Origin of the sequence: Desulfosporosinus acidiphilus SJ4 (genome assembly GCF_000255115.2) — a bacterium.
Taxonomy (GTDB): domain Bacteria; phylum Bacillota; class Desulfitobacteriia; order Desulfitobacteriales; family Desulfitobacteriaceae; genus Desulfosporosinus; species Desulfosporosinus acidiphilus.
Genome location: NC_018068.1, coordinates 2,197,616 through 2,215,380 on the forward strand (window position 1 = coordinate 2,197,616; position 17,765 = coordinate 2,215,380).

Consider the following 17,765-nt stretch of genomic DNA (forward strand, 5'->3'; position numbering starts at 1 on the left):
CTTTGTTTAATTACGATGATAACGCTGTATATAGTCGCTTTATGCCAGCATCAATGGATAGAATATTTGTGTTTCCATAACCAAAAATTAGAGAATCATTATAAGGGTGTTTAAGCACCTTATTAGTTTCATCAAGCAGATAATGTTTACTGATCGGTACAATTTGCAGATCATTGTCTTCGATATTATGCATTACTAAGTTATTGAAATTTATGGCTTTAAACGTTGCTACTAAGTGCATTCCTGCTTCTGCTCCAGAAATTGAAACTGTATCACCGAACGCATTTTTAAGGCATTTGATCAAATGATTTCTCCTTTTTAAATAAATACTTCTCATCTTCTTAATATGCATATCAAAAAAACCTGCTTCAATAAATTTGGCCATAGTAAGCTGTTCAAGGATGGGAGAATGTAAATCGGCTACATACTTAGTTTCTTCCATTTGAGCACACAAAGCATCAGGCAATACCATGTATCCCATGCGCAATGACGGCATAAGTGTTTTGGAAAATGTCCCCACATAAATTACGCGCGTTGGGTCAAGTGATTGCATGGACTGTATTGGACTTCCATCAAATCGAAATTCACTATCATAGTCATCTTCAACAATGTAGGAGTTATGTTTTCTTGCGTACTGGATCATTTGAATCCTGCGTTTGATTGGCAGAATTACTCCAGTTGGAAACTGATGACTTGGGGTTGTAAATATTAATTCAGGTGGAAAATTAGGCAGTTTTGCTGTCTCCATTCCAAATTCATCAACGGGAATTGTTTTTATTTTCACCTTATTACTTTCTAAAGTATGAAGTATGCCATAGCTAAGGGGATTTTCTACCAATGCGTATCCATCGTCTGAGACAAGCCGACTCAACAAACTAAACGCTTGGGCAGCCCCATTTATTATGAGAACATTCTCTGGATAGGTATTTACTCCGCGTGCTCGCCGCAAATACATTGAAAGCTGATATCTTAGCTCATACTCGCCCTTAGAACTTTGATAATCCATGTGCAGGGGTGATACTGACAAGGTAATGGATTTATAGAGCTGCCCCCATTTTTTTATAGGAATAGAGGCTAAATCGGGGATTCCTGTGCGAAAACTAATGACATTTTTATTAGGCCGGTTTTCAATTGCCTTTCGATTAATTAGGGAAGAAAGGGTGGCTGTTCGTTCAAAATAGATTCCATCGTTGACGTATGTTCCAGCCCCATTTTTAGTATATATATAGCCTTCAGCGGTAAGCTGTTCATAGCTTTCAATAACAACATTTCTTGCTACATTAAGAGAATGGGACATTTCTCGTGTCGATGGAAGTTTCTCAAACTGCTTTAGTGTTCCATTCAAAATGGCTTCTCGTATATGACTATAGATTTGTCTGGTGAGAGAAATAGTGCTGTTTCGATCTAAATTAATATACATCATCGCTTCTCCTCGGAGTGGTTCTATAAAAAATGATATTAAGCGGTACTTTTATGAACCGTTTTTTTAGATTACAGTATATCATAAAAATGGAATTAATCACACAGAGGAGGAAATGTATGAGCATATACACATTTATAGTAACTTCATTAATCATAATTCTGCTTCCTGGAACCGGGGTTATTTACACAATCTCTACAGGCATAACAAAAGGTAAAAAGGCAAGTGCCATCGCTGCCCTAGGCTGTACAGCCGGTATTCTTCCTCATCTAATGATAAGTATAGGATTTTCATCAGTATTGTTAAGGATGAGTGAACAGGCCTTCTTTGTACTTAAAATGGCCGGTGTCTTGTATCTCTTTTATCTTGGAGTTAGGATGCTCCTATCAAAAACGAAATTAGATCTTGGTGAAACAATTAAAGAAGAAAACCCAGGGACTGTTATACGCAGAGCAATTCTAATTAATCTTTTAAATCCAAAACTTACGCTGTTCTTTTTCTCATTTTTGCCCCAATACCTTAGCCGCAACAGCCAGAGCTATATAAGAGAGAGTTTTCTGCTCGGCATCGTATTTATGCTGCTGACCTTTATCGTTTTTGCGGGCTATGGAATACTGGCAGGGTCAGTGAAAACTATTGTCGCAAAATCGCCCAAACGGTTGCAAGGTATTTCTCAGGTCTTTGGAATCATTTTCATTGTCTTTGCAATTAATCTGGCAGCTAGTTCTCTATAGGTTAATTCTTTTGTTGACATTCGTGAAATAATTGACCGTTAATCTGAATTTGCGATGGGGGCTGCCATAGATGGCAGCCCTTTGCTTGTAAAGCAAAGGCAAAGTATTTAAATTCCTGCTTCATATTGAAATTAAGGCAAGTTCGTGCTAGACTCATAATTAGTAATATTTTGTCGATTTTCTAAGATTTTCTGGTTTGTGAATTATTTAATTAATTTTGAGTCTGTAAAAAAGGTGGTAGATGAAGATAGCTAGAGACGTAAAAGTTAGTTTAATGCAAAAAAAACGAGGCCTAGCGACTATCGAACGCATTGCTAAAGAAATTGAAGGTATTTTAGATCAATATGATGATTGGAAAAGTGCTGTCAAGCCGCTTAGAGAAGTGATTGATCGAAACCTTGGTGACAATGAATTTCTGTGTTTATTTGATTTGGACGGGTTGGCTCTGGTTCATTCGAATCGTTTGAGAGAGGGTATTTACTTTAACAATGAGACAGAACTTCGGGGTGCACGATGTACAGAACCAATTACTCAGATTTATCATCGCAATACTGGTGAAGTCCTGTTTGAAGTTGCTAGTCCAATCTTTGTCAAAGGTAAGCATACCTATGCAGTTCGTCTGGACATTCCTCTTAATAAAGGACAACTCACAAAACAAGTGTATATCGGCATGTTACCCTCACTTTTTCTTGCAGGAGCATTGCTAATTTACAGCTCCTTTTCACCAGTGTCTATTATTTCTTCACTAATCGCTTTAGGGGTCCATGCTTTTTATAGCTTTTGGTTTAAAAACAAACTTTCTACCGCTCTTCAAGAAACATTCAAGGTCACAAAATCGATTGCAAAAGGAAATTTAAAGTCCAGAGCTAAAGCTCATTCGGACGATGAATTAGGAAACTTATCTTATGAAATAAACAAAGTTTCTATCGGGATGACATCCATAATTACAGACCTCACTACTATTACCGAGAAAGCTCAGGCTATGAGTCAAACTCAAGCAACCCATGTTAATGCGTTAGTTGAAAATCAAGAAACGTTTGCTGCCACATTAGAAGAGTTTAGCGCAGGAGCCGCTGAGCAAATTCAGAGTATAAAGAAGTCTCAAGATGAAGTCGATGAAATCGAATCTGCCGCCCAAAGTATCTTGGAGAGTACTCAGAAGGTTCTATCTTTAACGACCTCTGCCAAAGATACAAGCCAACAAGGAACCTTAGCTGTTAAAGAAGCCGTTCAGGAGATGGAAGCTATTTATCAAGTCACTGAGCAGGCGAATGACTCGATCTTAAGTTTAGCTGATCAGGCACAAAAGATCGGGGATATTATCTCAGTCATCAATGGGATCACGGAGCAGACAAATCTATTAGCCCTTAATGCTGCCATCGAGGCAGCCAGAGCTGGGGAACACGGCCGAGGTTTTGCTGTTGTTGCTGAGGAAGTCAGAAAACTGGCGGATAGTTCGGCTCAGTCTTCTCAACAAATTATGCTGCTTATTTCTAATGTTCAGGGAATGGTCAATACGACGGTGAAGAATATTAATCAAGGAATGGAGGTAGTAAATCACGGCAAAACTGTGATTGAACAAGCAGGAGATGCGATCACCTCACTTGATGATGTGATTAACTCCACCTCTATAAGAGTAGAAGAAAATCTTTCAAATGCCGATCATTTATTAAATCGAAGCCAACAGTTAGCTGAAGCCCAAAGATTGGCTACCTCAATCGCAACACAATTTGCCGAGGGGGCAAATCAATCGGCAACTGCAGCCGAGCAACAGATGATTTCAACGCAAGAACTAGTTGCGATTGCAGCAGGATTAGCCGAAACTTCGGAACATTTATATGAAGTAATACAAAGGTTTGATATTTAGATATTCTCTCAAAGTCATTCAATATTAACATAGCATAAAGATAATTGGCAGAACTAACATAACTCAATAATTATCACTAAGGCAACCGAGTAAAAATGGTTGCCTTTTCTTTGGGTTTAGCAGCCGGAATGTCACCAGTGACTAGTTGGAGATCCTATCCTTAGAAAGAAAGGGCAGTTGATGAGAAGTTATGCCATAAATATACGAATTTGCTGGAAGACGATAATCAAGTTTTAGAAGCAGGTAGCTCGACCAATACCGCTGTCACCACCCGAAATCAAAGCGGTTTATCAAGGGCGAAAAGAGCAAGGGTAGTTTGGAAAATTCAAAGAACCGATATCTTCGCCAGATAAAGGAGAGAGGTCTGGATGTTATCCAAAATAGTTAAATTTCCGCTTAAACAAACTATTCATTAAGCATCGATTAGATATTTGAACTTTATGAACCGAAATAAAATAAATCAGACGCAAATTGGCTAAATGTGCTTGTAATAATGAAATTAAAGTATTACAATAAAACAAAGTTAATATTACCTCGGTAGGTGAGGCTACCGCAAGGATATGGATTGCTGCCGCGGAGAGTTGGAGACAACTCGAGAAGGTCAACAGGATATGTCGAAAAACAAGGCATAACCTAATGTAATTTCACTGCCTTGCAGAGCTAAAGCTTGAACGGGATCAACAAGGGCTTATTTTGCCTTCGCCATGTTCAAGTTTTGGCGAAGGTTTTATTATTTTTTAGGAAGTTGTAACCGTTGCATTGCAACTTAATAATCTAATCATAGGAGGTCGTAATTATGGATACAGACCCTGATGGTAGATGCTTGTATTTGAATATGGTTATGGAGGGAATTAAGACTTTGATTTATTGATAAATCTAAGTTTAATATATTATTGTCAAAAATCCCTCCGTACAAGAATGGAGGGATTTTTTGTGTTAACAATATCAACTTTTTATCTTAGCCGGGTACTAGGTAATAAGGTTATTATGGATAATCAAAAGATAGTTGGCAAGCTATTGGATTTAATAGTTGATGTAAACGAGATCAGCCCAAAAGTAATTGCAGCTAAAGTTAAGGTAGAGGGGAAAATTAGAGTTATTGACTTTTCTGAGGTATCTATTTATAAAAATCAGGGTCAGTATATTATTCAGTGTGATCGGTTAAAAGAAATTGAAGTTGCCAAACAAAACACTATGTTTCTTAAAAAGCATGTTTTAGATAAGCAAATTGTCGATATGGATGGCCGGAAAGTTGTAAGGGTGAACGATTTACGGTTAGCAATTCTAAAAAGCGGTACATTTACAATTGCGGTTGATGTAGGTTTTGATGGCCTCTTAAGACGTATCGGGATTGCTAAACCGATCAAGAGAATTTTAAAACCTTTTGGGATTCGCGTACCAAGTAAAATGATTTTATGGGATGATGTGGCTTCCGTTGATTATATCCATGTTGGACTAACGCTTTCCAAAGAACATGACAAACTTTCAACCCTTCACCCCTCGGATCTTGCCGATATTATTGAAGAATACGATAAACACACCCAGGTTGCAATCTTTAATTCTCTCGACGAAGAGAGAGCGGCAGATGTTCTTGAAGAACTTGAAACAGATGCGCAATTACACGTCTTGGCTAACCTTTCGGTAGAAAAGGCTGCCGACGTTCTTGAGAAAATGCCGGCAGATGAAGTTGCAGATATTCTTGATGAGATGGAAGAGGAAGATGCCGAGAAACTGTTAAATGAGATGGAACAAGAAGTATCTCTTGAAGTTCGGGAATTGATGGAATACCCGGATGACACGGTAGGAAGTTTAATGACCACAGATTATATCTCTCTTAATCAGAGCATGACAGTCAACGAAACTTTAAAGGAGTTAAGGCACTTAAAACCTGAACCAGATACGGTTTATTATCTTTATATTGTTGATGATAATGAAAAACTTATTGCGATTGTCTCTTTAAGGGATATTGTCATTTCTGAACTTGATATCGAACTTAAGGAAATCATGCATAGTGATGTTATCTATGTTTATGATTACGAAAAAATTGGAAAACTGAACGAAATAATAACCAAGTATAATTTACTTTCAGTTCCGGTGGTTGACAAAAGTATGAAGATGCTTGGAATGGTTATTATCAATGATGTTATGGATTTAATCGTAAGAAAAAATAGAAATTAGATGGAGGTGATCATCATGATGACACAAGCAAAGAAATCATCCCTATTAAGAAATTTGGTATTATTTTTGTCAGTTCTAGGTCCAGGTATCATCACGGGAAGTGTTGATAACGACGCAGGTGGAATTACTACTTATTCGGTGGCCGGAGCGCACTATGGATATAGTCTTTTATGGACCTTGATTCCCGCCTTCATCGCCCTTGTCGTTGTACAGGAAATGAATGCGAGAATGGGCATGGTTACAGGAAAAGGACTTGCAGATTTAATAAGGGAAAACGCAGGCGTAAAAATCACATTTTTTATTTTTATTGGGCTTCTCATTGCCGACATCGGCAATACAACGACGGAGTTCGCAGGTGTAGCGGGTAGTATGCAAGTTTTCAGCGTCAGCAAATATATTGCGGTACCCCTTGTGGCAATTGCTGTGTGGTTTCTGGTTGTCAAAGGAACTTATCGTATGGCTGAAAAAATATTTTTGATCTTCAGTGTGTTCCTTCTTTCTTACATCATATCCGCTATCATGGGAAAACCAAACTGGGGAGAAATCGGCGCCTCAATAATTCACCCGGATATAGAATATAACTTTGATTATATTACGATGGTTATTGGCTTGATTGGGACAACGATAGCCCCATGGATGCAATTTTATATGCAGTCTGCAGTAATAGAAAAAGGACTGGAAATTAAGGATTATAAATTTACCATGTGGGACGTAATTATTGGCAGTATTGCAACAGTGGTCGTCGCCTTCTTCATAGTGGTTGCCTGTGCATCAACTCTTCACGTCAACGGTGTCAAGATACAAGAGGCAAAAGATGCAGCATTAGCCTTGGAACCTTTTGCCGGAACATTTGCATCTCAAGTATTTGCTTTTGGTCTATTTATCGCCTCGGTCTTCTCGGCGACGATACTTCCGATTGCCACAGCATTTTATGTTTGTGAAGCATTTGGATTTGAAGCAGGTATTGATAAAAAACTAAATGAAGCTCCCCAATTTTATACATTATTTACTGCTATCTTGATCATTGCTGTAGGGATTATTCTTATACCGAATGCGCCGCTTATCTTGATAAGCTTATGGTCACAGGTTCTTAACGGTGTTTTGCTGCCGGTCGTACTCATTTGTATGATGCTTTTAATAAATAATAAGGAGATTATGGGAGAACACACTAATAAGTTGTTTCATAATATTGTTGGATGGGTAACGACAGTTATTTTAATCGGTTTAACGATTGCACTTCTGATTGGTTCATTTATGTAAGATTATTGGAAGATTAAACACTTGAATCATGGGATAGACCAAAAACAATTAATTATAAAAGAGTGATTGATAGAACAGTTCAATCACTCTTTGTAATTACAGCGTCATTTTTAGGTTTGTTCTGATTAGGCACGTTATTAAATAGTTTTTTTCTTTTGTTTACGTTACTGATCGTGATTTCATTTTAGAAAATTTTCCGTAGCGAAAAAGCCGAAGGGCTATTAATGTTAAAGGCTTAAGTTTACGATTAAAAATCCAAGTTAATCGAGCACTAAAAATACCAATTACCATACCAGCTAGAACGTCTGTTGGCCAGTGCACACCGGTATAAATTCGAGCAAAGGCCACAATAAATGCTAAAACTGTAAAAGTCCTTCTAACCCAGAACTGGGTTTTTCGCCAAGATCCTGCGGCAAAACCAAAGCTTCCTGAGGTGTGGTCGCTAGGAAATGAAGTATCAAGGGAATGTGGAATAAGTTGATTGAATGTCCCTTTAGGAAGCGCAACAAAGGGGCGTGGGCGGAAGAAAACATGCCCAATTACTACATTAAAGCACAGTGCCAATACTCCTGAAAAACCCGCAACAACCAAAGCATGACGTTTCATTGACTCCGCTTTGGGTAAAGTGAACCAAGCTAACAAAAACAAAACAACGTATAGTTCCAAAGCATACTGGGCAAAGAAGGCCATAATTCTGTCCACGAAGGAATAATGTCCGGCCAAACCATTTATATGATGGTATATATAAAGGTCAAATGAATTCAATTTACGGGCTCCTTTCGTTTTGAAAGATCCATAGTTATAGATAGCATAAGATATATAATACAACAATATTCGATACTTGAAAATGAAATTTAATTAATGCGCATCATATATAATCTGCCAATTAGCAGACCAGAAAAAGAGTTGTTGAAAATAGGAAATACCCTTAGCTTGTTCAAGGGTATTCCTAAATTTGCAAAATATAATTCCAGTGTTTTAAATAATATTTTGCGGTCTGTTCCTTTTAATTTCTCCTTTAACGCTTCATTGATACTAGGCATATATCATTGTCAATTGTTCTTTATTTTTTCAACGAAGCTACGAAATCTCCAATTGCCTTTATTTGAGTGTCATTGAGTTTTCCGGTAAAAGCAGGCATCGTACCCTGCCCTTTTTTGACAACACCTTGAACCTTCGATGAATTATTCTTCCATTCATCCGTATTAATGGCGGGACCACTCGCGCCAGCTCCGGTAACTCCGTGACATCCTGAACAATTTGTAGTATATAGAGTTGCGCCGGTAACTTCGGTCTTAGCTGCAGATGCCCCGTTGGCGACGTTAGTCGCGGGAGTATTTGTTGATTGCCCTGTCTGAGCAGGGGGTGGAGTGGTAGGAGCTGGTTGTTTACTGCATCCTATTAGGAGTAGGACAATAAGCAAAGTAACAATTGAAGTTAATTTTCGCGGGTGCATATGTAATTTTCCTCCTTTTCGTAATCTGTAGTTAAAATGTACATATTCCTTACCAATTATTCTGCTTATTCTGCGGTATTAAGCCTTGGCGTGACAAAACCTCAAGCAGGAAAATGTGATGAAGGGCTTGAATTTTTAGGAAGGAAAGAAAGATGATAGTGGAACAGACTTAGAGAAGTGTGTTTCAGAGTTTGGAAAGGAAATTGAAATGAAACTTCTAGATATTATGAAACCTTGGATTGGCAATAAGCAGATTAAAAATGGACTGAATGAAAATTCTAATGTTCACAGTTTAACCATTGATGATATAAATTGGAGCAGTTCAATGATTGAGGTAATGAATGATGAGGGTAATAAGACTGGTGAAGTCACTAAAGAGTTATTGTTATACCTTCTAAAGGTAACAGCTATGTGGATGTTGGGCGATATCATGGATAAATTTCAAGAGGCTGTCATTGCAATTGACTTGGAAGGTAGAATTTTTTATGTAAATAGGGCATATTCCAGAATTCTTGGCGTTGCAACACGAAATATTATCGGTAGGAAAATTCAACAAATAGAGCCGGAAGCGGAGATTTTAAAAGTAATTGATACCAAACTACCTATTATCAAAAAGAACCAATATATAAAAACTCTTGATAAATATGTTTCGGTCCATATATTTCCTATTGAACAAGATGGAGAGCTAAAAGCAGTTGCCTCAATATTTAGAGATTCAACAACTTTAGTTAAATTGGGTCAGGAAGTAGAGAATGCCAATGAAATTGCCATGTCTTACAGGCGTCAAATGGAAGCGCAAAATGACTTAGGGAAACTTAAGATTATAGGAAATAGTCCAAGCTTTTTAAGGACAGTTTCCCAGGCGATAATTGTTGCTAAAACAGAGGCAACGGTGCTGATTAAAGGAGAAAATGGAGTTGGCAAAGAGGAAATTGCCAAAGTTATATACTCCCATAGTGAAAGAAAAGATCGTCCCATGATCATGGTTAATTGTGCAGCGATCCCTGAAAACTTAATTGAAAGTGAACTTTTCGGATATGAAGGGGGTTCCTTCACAGGCGCAAAATCCGGCGGCAAGATGGGCAAATTTGAATTAGCTAATGGAGGAACATTGTTTCTTGACGAAATTGGTGATATGCCGTTGGCCATGCAGTCAAAATTATTAAGAGTATTAGAAAATAGGGAAATCGAAAAAATAGGCAGGCAGAAAAACATTCCTGTGGACATACGAATGATTGCTGCCTCAAATCAACCGTTGGACATTTTGATCAAGGAAAAGAAGTTTAGGCAGGATCTCTACTTTAGACTCAATATAGTAGAAATTGAAGTGCCTTCCTTAAGAGATCGCAGGGAGGATATTGGGTTATTGGCAAATTATTTTCTGCAAAAGTATAACAAGAAATATGGGAAATCCATCGTTCTTTCTCAGGAGGTACTTTCGTTTTTATACTCTTACAGTTGGCCGGGAAATGTGCGTGAACTTCAAAACTGCATGGAATATGCCGGAATAATGTGTTTTGAGGATACTTTTAAGCTGATTCACCTGCCGCCGCATATGAAAGAATCAATTGGCTTAACTGTTGAAAAAGAAAATGAATTTGACTATGGAAACGGAACGTTAAAAGAAGCAGTTGAAGCCTTTGAAAAGAAGGTAATTTTAAGTGCAATTTCAGCTTGTGAGGATAACCGAAGTAAAGCCATGAAATTATTAGGACTGAGTAGAAGAACCTTTTATCGCAAACTTAATGACTACAGTATTCATAGTGGCGGAAAGTAAACAAGTGTAGCAAATATGCCCAAGAAATATTGATCGAACCTTGAATTTGTATCAAATATGGCACTGATTTGAGTTCGAGAATTTATAAGTAGGTGCAAGTACAAAAAGATTGCCCGCAAAAAGGGCTTAAATGCTTTGAAATCAATTTAATTTGGTGTAGAAAATAGAGTGTTTAACGGGATTGGCTTTCGGAAGTAAAAAGGAATAGCTCCTTTACGACCATTGAATTCAGAATATTTTAATTATTGGCACTAAAATTGCAACCATTAATAACTCGAAGGGAGGGAAAAAAGGATAAATCTGAATTACGGTTACTGCAATTGTTTTACATGCCTGGTTGAGAAGTTCCTAAAGTAGTTGACATGGCCTCTGCTCACTTAAGTAGATGAAGTTTCGATGGCAGTCGAAGAAGTAGACCAGGTGTATTGAAAATTATCTAAGGAGAGGGCGATTACATGAAGTCTGTTAGAATTGGAGCCTCGGTAGGTTTTTGGGGTGATGTATTCACTTCTGCAGTCGATGTAGCTAAATACGGAAATGTTAAATATATCTGTGGAGACTCGTTAGCAGAGTTGACAATGGCCATTCTTCACAAAGCTAAGAAGAAAAATCCCAATGATGGGTACACAAAAGATGTCTTTCCTCTCATGAATGCTCTATTACCAATCTGCAGAGAAAAAGGAATTAAGATTATCAGCAATTGCGGCGGACTCAATCCGATGGGAGCAGCAGAAGCCGTAAAGGGAATTGCGCAAAAACTAGGTTTGTCGGATATTAAGATCGCCGTTGTTGAGGGCGATAATATTAAAGACCGTTTGCGCGAGTTCTGCGAAAAAGGTTATTTGACCCATGAGGGAGATTTAGACAATCTTGAGGATAAGTATATGTTTGCCAATGTTTATCTGGGGGCCAGAGAAGTGGCCCTGGCCTTAGAAACAGGCGCTGACATTGTAATTACCGGCAGAACCACCGACACCGGGCAATTTTTAGGTCCGGCTATCTATGAATTTGGCTGGAAAGATGGAGATTGGAACAAGCTTGCTCAAGGCATCGTCATGGGCCATCTGATGGAATGTTCAGGACAAGGGACAGGCGGTAATTTCAGCGGAGAATGGTGGAAGGTAGAAAATCTGGGGAGTCATGGTTATCCTGTTTCGGAAATTTATGAGAACGGTGAATTTATTTTTACCAACCCCGAAAACACAGGCGGCCTGGTCTGCGTTGATTCGGTGAAGGAGCAGCTGTTGTATGAAATTCATGATCCTAACAGCTATCTGACGCCTGACGTGTCCGTGGACTTCACGACGATCAAGTTAGAAGATGTAGGGAAGAATCAAGTTAAGGTTTCTGGGGCAACAGGCAATCCGAAACCCAAAACTTTAAAGGCCACCATGGGATACTCCAGTGGTTATGTTGGTGAGGGGCGAATTACGTACGCATGGCCTGATGCACTGCCCAAGGCCAGAAAAGCTGAAGAAATTATCAGGCAGAGAATAGACATGCAAGGGATACGATACGAAGAAATTCACAGTGAGTATATCGGCATCAACTCTATTCACGGCCCCTTGGCTCCGGAACCTGAAGTTGAGCCCAATGAAGTAATGCTGAGAGTTGCCATGCGAACTGATTCTAGAGATGAAGCTGCCAAAATCGGAAGGGAATTTCCTTCTATGGTATTGAATGGTCCGCCGCATGCTACCGGTTTGAGTGGGATGCAGCCGGTACGGGAATTGATTGGTCAAAAGTCGGCGTATATTCCCAGAGAAGAGATTGAAGCCCAAGTAAAGATATCGGTTGTGGAGGTGTAGCAAATGGCCTTAGTTCAACTTTCTGAAATTGCCCAGACAAGATCCGGCGACAAGGGAGATAGCAGTGATATCTCCATCTTTGCTCAAAACCAAGAGCTTTACGAACTATTTAAGCAGGAAATAACGGAAGAACGCGTATTTGACCACTTTAAGCAACTAGTGACCGGACCGGTGCAAAGATTCGAAATGGATAATTTGCTGGCCCTTAAGTTTCTCATTGACGGGGCCTTGGCAGGGGGAGCATCTCAATCTTTGCGCAGCGACAGTTTGGGTAAATGCTTTGGTTCTAATCTTTTACGAATGAAAATCGAAGTTCCGGATCATATTTTAGCAGGTCTAAAGTCTTTCAGATATCCTAGCTAAACTGAATAATAGAAGTCAATATGAATGGAAAAATCAGGGGTGAAAGGCTATGCTCCCTCAGGTACAGTCGATTGTTGTAACCCAAGCCCTATATTCGGGAAGGTGAAGGTTGTATCAAAGTAATATTCGGAATATTCTACCAAGAGAGACATAAGGAATAATAAATTATCAATTGATTTTTGCAATAAGAGCCTTGAACATGTGTTGAAAGGAATGGTTATAACAATGGATGAAAGACAAGAAAAGTATTTATCAGAATTAGAAAGGATTCAAAAAGGAGGGCCGGAAAAATACCATTTGAGCCTAAAGAAACAAAACAAGCTCTTCGTGCGTGACCGGTTGAACCTACTGTTTGATGAGAGTTCGATTCTGGAGGAAGGGACGTTTAGCAATTGTTTGGACCCGGAGCTTCCGGAAGATGGCAACATTGTAGGTATGGCAAAGATTAACGGAAGGTTGGTTTGCTTTGCTGCCGCAGATTTCACCGTCAAAGCAGGATCATGGGGGGCTAAGGGGGTCCGAAAACTTTTATATATCCAAGAGAAGGCGCTCTCGATGAAGCTTCCTATTATATACCTTGTTGATTCTGCGGGAGCTAGAATCACTGATCAAAAAGACGTATTCCCGGGAAGAAACCACATTGGCAGAGTTTTTTACAATCAGATAGAAATGTCTGGGATTATTCCACAAATCACAATTCTATTCGGAGTTTCCCCAGCAGGTGCGGCCTATTTGCCGGCGTTTAGTGATTTAGTCATTATGGTGGAAGGAAAAGCCAGTGCCTTTTTGGGGTCTCCTCGTATGGTGGAAGCAGTCATTGGAGAAAAGGTGTCTCTGGAGGATTTAGGTGGCGCGCGTATGCACTGTAAAGTCAGCGGGCTTGGCGATGTTCTGGCAGCCGATGATACTCATGCCATTGAGCTCTGTAAGAACTATTTCGCCTTCTTGCCCCAAAACTATTTGGAAAAACCCGCACCCGCTGCTGCTAAAGAGCCGTCTGAAGGAAGACCCATCGCAGAAATTATCCCTCATAACCAAAATCAGCCCTTTGATATGTACGAATTAATCCATCGAATTATCGACGAGGGAAGCTTTCTGGAATATAAAGCCTTGTTTGCCCAAGAACTTATCACGGGATGGGCCAGAATCAAGGGAGAGACTGTAGGAATTGTAGCCAACCAGTCAAAGGTTAAAGGCGGGACTTTGTTTGTAGATTCCTCTGACAAGGGTGCAAGGTTTATTTGGCTTTGCAGTGCTTATAACATACCTCTGGTCTTTTTGGCGGATATTCCAGGGTATATGGTAGGATCGCAAGTAGAACGGGCAGGAATAATTCGTCATGGTGCTAAGATGATTTCAGCTGTATCGGAAGCGACTGTTCCCAAAATAACGGTGATTGTGCGCAAATGCTACGGAGCAGGTCTCTATGCAATGGCTGGGCCGGCCTTTGGTACTGACTCAGTGTTAGCATTACCTACTGCTCTTATTGCCGTTATGGGACCGGAAGCGGCTGTTAAGGCTGTGTATTCTAATAAAATTGACGAATTGGAAGGAGAGGCTAAGCTGGCCTTTATGAATCAAAAGAAGGAAGAGTACTCGGACAATATTAATATCTATGGCTTGGCATCTGAACTTATTGTGGATCAATTAATCGATTTTGAAGGAGTTAGAAAAGAACTATCTTATCGGTTGGAGGCCTACCGAAATAAAGAACGGGTATGGCCTCAGAAAAACAATTCGATACATCCGGTTTAAAGTCCTTCGGTAATATGTCAAGACCCTAAGTGAGTCAAATTTTCGGTAAGTTAGTTATCCGTTGGCAAAAAAAGGCAATAGAAAGCCCTCTTATTCCTAAAATTGAATGGGAATAAGTTACAAAAATGGGACTTCAATTCTCTTAGTTCGTGCCTAGTTTGCAATCCCCCTATTGCCATGTGGCATATAGATTTGGTTGCTGCGTAGCAGAGCATCAACCATACGGACGAGTTTGCGTGCAGTAAGCACGAGAGCACGGCGATGATGGTGAGTCTTACTTTCCGAGAATTTACGTTGGTAGAAGGCTTTGTACTCCGGCTCTTTTTGGCGTACTAGGTTAGCAGCCTGGATGATATAACTTCGCAAGTAGGTGTTGCCAGTTCGAGTTAAGGGCGTGTCATCGGCTGTAAAATCACCGGACTGGTGAGAACGCCAGGTTAGCCCAATAAACTTTGCTAAGGCTCCTTCATTCGGAAAACGGCGGATGTCTCCAATCTCAGCAATAATACCAGCTGAAAGCACAGGGCCAATACCGGGAATGGTAATGAGCGTATTAGGGAAATGCCTGATTTCAGCTTCGATCGCCTTATCGATTTTCTTTACCTGCTTCTCCAAAGCGTGGATGGTTTCGATGCTCGTGGCCAGGATAAGGTTAATTGGTTGCAATAGGCTTCCACGTAGTCGATGGGCCTTGCGAGCGGCTTCCTTCAACTCTCTGGCTTTGGATTCCGGATCCTCGAAATGACTTCTTCCTTTCTCCATGAGGAAATCAATCAGTTCATCAAGCGGTCGAGCCGCAACCTCTTCTGGAGAAAAAAACTCAAGTGTCAAGGATTCAGAAGTAGCGCTGAAAGTATTACTAAAAACCGTACCTTGGGCAAGAGTGCTAAACTTTAAGAACAAGTTCGTGAGGAAATAATTCTTCTCTCTGGAGATCATTTCGATCAGATGACAACGAAAGCGAGTGAGTCGCTGTAACGGTAAGTAGCGGAAATCGACCTGAGAGCCCTCCGGAAGCCGGCCGAAGCGTAAACGTTCGGCAATGACCCAGGCATCAATCCAGTCGTTCTTCGGAAGGTCCACATAAGCCTTTTTGAAATTAGCAACGACCTTGGGGTTAAAGGAATAAATTTGGGGTTGTAAAGGTGCTAAACAATGGTCTTCCGCTAAGAACATTTGTAACGGCCAACTGTATACGGAAGTGGCCTCTAAACCAATAACCAGCCGATCCTCATTTTCTTTATTACAGGCTTCAGAGAGATATCGGGCAACTTGCTCACAACCAGGCTGATCATTCAAAACCCTTAGCCTTTTAACAGGTTCATTACCACGCTCATCTAAGATTCGCACTTTAAAATCGTTGGAACTCACATCTATACCGACAAATAAACTCAAGTAAAATCACCTCTCTTTCCGAGTCGAAGAATTTGTAAGATTAACGTTGGGACCAGGCACCACAACAGGTCAACAACCTCGCCGAATCAGCACTTGTCTTAAAAAGACCTCGGATCCAGCCGATCTGCTACCATCGGAGGGGTTCCCTTTAAGCTGTGCAACCTTCGAGTTAAAAGTTCAAATTGTGGGCTGGCAGTCAGACTTAATAAGAGGTCATAGCCTCAAGGAGTGAAAGGCCTTACCAGAACGAACCTCACGGTATCATTTTGCCTGAAACCCCAACAAACTTAAATACTTTTTTGTTATCAAAGAACGACTTAAGGAATCATTACTCAGGTATTCCTTATCCTTATCCTGAGCCTGTGGACAGTGCCAGCCTATGGAAAAGCCCTTATGGGTCTGTCTTAAAAGAGCTTTCCCTCAGGCTTTGGACAAGTCGAATTTGAAGTGTGCTTTGGGGTTGACTTGTCCACACTGCCCACAGGCACGACGACTGCATGGGGTATGCGTTATTCTGCGCGCATCTTGTTGATGATGACCAACCAACCGAATTTCCAGTTTTCTTTGGTCATTTAAATACCCCACGTTCCATTAGTTTTTTGGACTCGTGGGGCAGGAACTAAATTAATTATACGAGGAGTGAGACTATGGATTATAACTACCTTATTTATGAAGAAAAAGAAGGTATCGGTTTTATAAAGCTTAACAATCCTAGGCAAAGAAACTGCTTCACGGATGAGTTGAACGATGAATTGGTAGCCCTCTTAAGATATTTAAATGAACGGGATGAGGTTAAAGTTATTTTATTAACAGCGGTGGGAGAGGTTTTTTCAGCAGGTGCCGATCTAAAAGCATTTGAGAAGGATACAGAACTCTCACCGGCCCAACATTATTTGCGCTTAAGAAACAGTTTAGACCTTTATAAGAGTATCAATGCCTTGCACAAGCCTCTGATTATTGGGGTCAACGGTTCCGCATACGGTGGGGGAGTAGGATTAGTGGCTGCTGCACATTTGGCGGTGGCCGCAGATAATGCCGTGTTCAGGCTTACAGAAATCAATCTTGGCTTAGCTCCCTTTGTGATTTATCCCTTCATTAGAGAGGCCCTGGGAAGTAAGAAGGCGCTAGAACTCATGTTGACTGCCGAAAGATTTAATGCAGTCCAGGCCTTAGAGTTTGGTCTTGTCAATAAGGTTGTTCCCTTGGCGGACTTGGAGAGTACTCTCTGGGCGTATGGGGAGAGGTTTGCTCGACTAAGTTCGCTGTCTGTTGATCTAGCCTTAAAGATTCATAATTTTAATCGAGAGGTCGATTTTGACAAAATGGTGGAAACCATGGGGGTTTACCGAATAATAGCCTTTACAAGCAAGGATTTGAAAGAGGGTATTAACTCATTTCTAGAAAAGCGTCCGGCAAACTTCAAAGGAATTTAACAGCAGTTGAAGTCCAAACGCAGGACAAAGGCTAAAGTTTAATATTTTCATGCTGTTTGTGACTTGAGCGCAGTGAAAGGAATGATTTGTAACGATGAAAATTCTGTCGAGTATGAGCGGACTAATTAATAATATCCTAGTCGCTGAAGGAACCAAGTTGAAGTCAGGAGATGTGGTGGCGGTTGTCGAATCGATGAAGATGTTGATAGATATAAAGTCTGAAGCCACGGGTACTGTAACGAAGGTTAACTGTCAATTAGAAGAGTTTGTTCAGGAAGGGCAAGTATTGTTTGAACTGGAGGATTAAGGTTTCCGCTTG

14 protein-coding genes and 1 riboswitch are annotated in these 17,765 nt (G+C 40.1%); of the genes, 10 read left to right on the forward strand and 4 right to left on the reverse strand.

What is annotated here, in order from left to right; genetic code table 11:
- Positions 1-10: 10 nt before the first annotated feature.
- Positions 11-1,423 carry a MocR-like pyridoxine biosynthesis transcription factor PdxR gene (gene pdxR, locus DESACI_RS10170; protein WP_014827105.1) on the reverse strand — a complete coding sequence of 471 codons (1,413 nt, stop codon included), beginning with the start codon at positions 1,421-1,423 and terminating at the stop codon, positions 11-13.
- A 116-nt stretch (positions 1,424-1,539) separates the two neighbouring features.
- On the opposite strand from pdxR, the gene DESACI_RS10175 reads away from it, so the two are divergent.
- The 4 genes from DESACI_RS10175 (at position 1,540) to DESACI_RS10190 (ending at position 7,459) form a co-directional block, all read left to right on the forward strand.
- Entirely contained in the window at positions 1,540-2,154 is a 615-nt protein-coding gene (locus DESACI_RS10175; RefSeq protein WP_014827106.1) for a LysE family translocator, read from the forward strand.
- Between the two features lie 274 nt (positions 2,155-2,428).
- A complete protein-coding gene (locus DESACI_RS10180) occupies positions 2,429-4,021 on the forward strand; it encodes a methyl-accepting chemotaxis protein (protein ID WP_242833150.1) in 1,593 nt (530 codons plus the stop codon).
- Between the two features lie 526 nt (positions 4,022-4,547).
- Positions 4,548-4,704: riboswitch (M-box (ykoK) riboswitch) on the forward strand.
- Between the two features lie 250 nt (positions 4,705-4,954).
- Positions 4,955-6,199 carry a magnesium transporter gene (locus tag DESACI_RS10185; protein WP_014827108.1) on the forward strand — a complete coding sequence of 415 codons (1,245 nt, stop codon included), beginning with the start codon at positions 4,955-4,957 and terminating at the stop codon, positions 6,197-6,199.
- A 15-nt stretch (positions 6,200-6,214) separates the two neighbouring features.
- Positions 6,215-7,459: an Nramp family divalent metal transporter gene (locus DESACI_RS10190; RefSeq protein ID WP_014827109.1), complete on the forward strand. Its 1,245-nt coding sequence runs from the start codon at positions 6,215-6,217 to the stop codon at positions 7,457-7,459.
- Between the two features lie 159 nt (positions 7,460-7,618).
- Here DESACI_RS10190 and DESACI_RS10195 read toward each other — a convergent pair whose 3' ends face one another.
- Positions 7,619-8,224: a phosphatase PAP2 family protein gene (locus tag DESACI_RS10195; protein WP_014827110.1), complete on the reverse strand. Its 606-nt coding sequence runs from the start codon at positions 8,222-8,224 to the stop codon at positions 7,619-7,621.
- Between the two features lie 298 nt (positions 8,225-8,522).
- Positions 8,523-8,915, reverse strand: coding sequence for a c-type cytochrome (locus tag DESACI_RS10200; protein ID WP_014827111.1), 393 nt, complete (start codon positions 8,913-8,915; stop codon positions 8,523-8,525).
- A gap of 208 nt (positions 8,916-9,123) precedes the next feature.
- On the opposite strand from DESACI_RS10200, the gene DESACI_RS10205 reads away from it, so the two are divergent.
- From DESACI_RS10205 to DESACI_RS10220, 4 genes are all read left to right on the forward strand, one after another.
- Complete coding sequence (locus tag DESACI_RS10205) at positions 9,124-10,692, forward strand: sigma-54 interaction domain-containing protein (protein ID WP_014827112.1); 1,569 nt, start codon at positions 9,124-9,126, stop codon at positions 10,690-10,692.
- Positions 10,693-11,147: 455 nt separating this feature from the next.
- Positions 11,148-12,500 (forward strand): acyclic terpene utilization AtuA family protein, encoded by a 1,353-nt coding sequence (locus DESACI_RS10210; RefSeq protein WP_014827113.1) that lies wholly within the window; start codon positions 11,148-11,150, stop codon positions 12,498-12,500.
- Between the two features lie 3 nt (positions 12,501-12,503).
- Positions 12,504-12,863: an AtuA-related protein gene (locus DESACI_RS10215; RefSeq protein WP_014827114.1), complete on the forward strand. Its 360-nt coding sequence runs from the start codon at positions 12,504-12,506 to the stop codon at positions 12,861-12,863.
- 225 nt (positions 12,864-13,088) lie between these two features.
- Positions 13,089-14,618, forward strand: a complete 1,530-nt coding sequence (locus tag DESACI_RS10220) for an acyl-CoA carboxylase subunit beta (protein WP_014827115.1) — start codon at positions 13,089-13,091, stop codon at positions 14,616-14,618.
- Between the two features lie 153 nt (positions 14,619-14,771).
- Here DESACI_RS10220 and DESACI_RS10225 read toward each other — a convergent pair whose 3' ends face one another.
- Positions 14,772-16,013, reverse strand: a complete 1,242-nt coding sequence (locus DESACI_RS10225; protein ID WP_014827116.1) for an IS110 family RNA-guided transposase — start codon at positions 16,011-16,013, stop codon at positions 14,772-14,774.
- Positions 16,014-16,660: 647 nt separating this feature from the next.
- On the opposite strand from DESACI_RS10225, the gene DESACI_RS10230 reads away from it, so the two are divergent.
- Together DESACI_RS10230 and DESACI_RS10235 are read left to right on the forward strand one after the other, a co-directional pair.
- Positions 16,661-17,446 (forward strand): enoyl-CoA hydratase/isomerase family protein, encoded by a 786-nt coding sequence (locus DESACI_RS10230; protein ID WP_014827117.1) that lies wholly within the window; start codon positions 16,661-16,663, stop codon positions 17,444-17,446.
- Between the two features lie 112 nt (positions 17,447-17,558).
- Entirely contained in the window at positions 17,559-17,753 is a 195-nt protein-coding gene (locus tag DESACI_RS10235; protein ID WP_242833151.1) for an acyl-CoA carboxylase biotin carboxyl carrier protein subunit, read from the forward strand.
- Positions 17,754-17,765 lie beyond the last annotated feature (12 nt).

Bases quoted from the DNA above. Each gene is read 5' to 3' on its own strand.
- DESACI_RS10200 (WP_014827111.1), bottom strand. From the start codon at position 8,915: ATGCACCCGCGAAAATTAACTTCAATTGTTACTTTGCTTATTGTCCTA.
- DESACI_RS10175 (WP_014827106.1), top strand. From the start codon at position 1,540: ATGAGCATATACACATTTATAGTAACTTCATTAATCATAATTCTGCTT.
- DESACI_RS10205 (WP_014827112.1), top strand. From the start codon at position 9,124: ATGAAACTTCTAGATATTATGAAACCTTGGATTGGCAATAAGCAGATT.
- pdxR (WP_014827105.1), bottom strand. From the start codon at position 1,423: ATGATGTATATTAATTTAGATCGAAACAGCACTATTTCTCTCACCAGA.
- DESACI_RS10190 (WP_014827109.1), top strand. From the start codon at position 6,215: ATGATGACACAAGCAAAGAAATCATCCCTATTAAGAAATTTGGTATTA.
- DESACI_RS10180 (WP_242833150.1), top strand. From the start codon at position 2,429: ATGCAAAAAAAACGAGGCCTAGCGACTATCGAACGCATTGCTAAAGAA.
- DESACI_RS10235 (WP_242833151.1), top strand. From the start codon at position 17,559: ATGAGCGGACTAATTAATAATATCCTAGTCGCTGAAGGAACCAAGTTG.
- DESACI_RS10220 (WP_014827115.1), top strand. From the start codon at position 13,089: ATGGATGAAAGACAAGAAAAGTATTTATCAGAATTAGAAAGGATTCAA.
- DESACI_RS10230 (WP_014827117.1), top strand. From the start codon at position 16,661: ATGGATTATAACTACCTTATTTATGAAGAAAAAGAAGGTATCGGTTTT.
- DESACI_RS10215 (WP_014827114.1), top strand. From the start codon at position 12,504: ATGGCCTTAGTTCAACTTTCTGAAATTGCCCAGACAAGATCCGGCGAC.
- DESACI_RS10210 (WP_014827113.1), top strand. From the start codon at position 11,148: ATGAAGTCTGTTAGAATTGGAGCCTCGGTAGGTTTTTGGGGTGATGTA.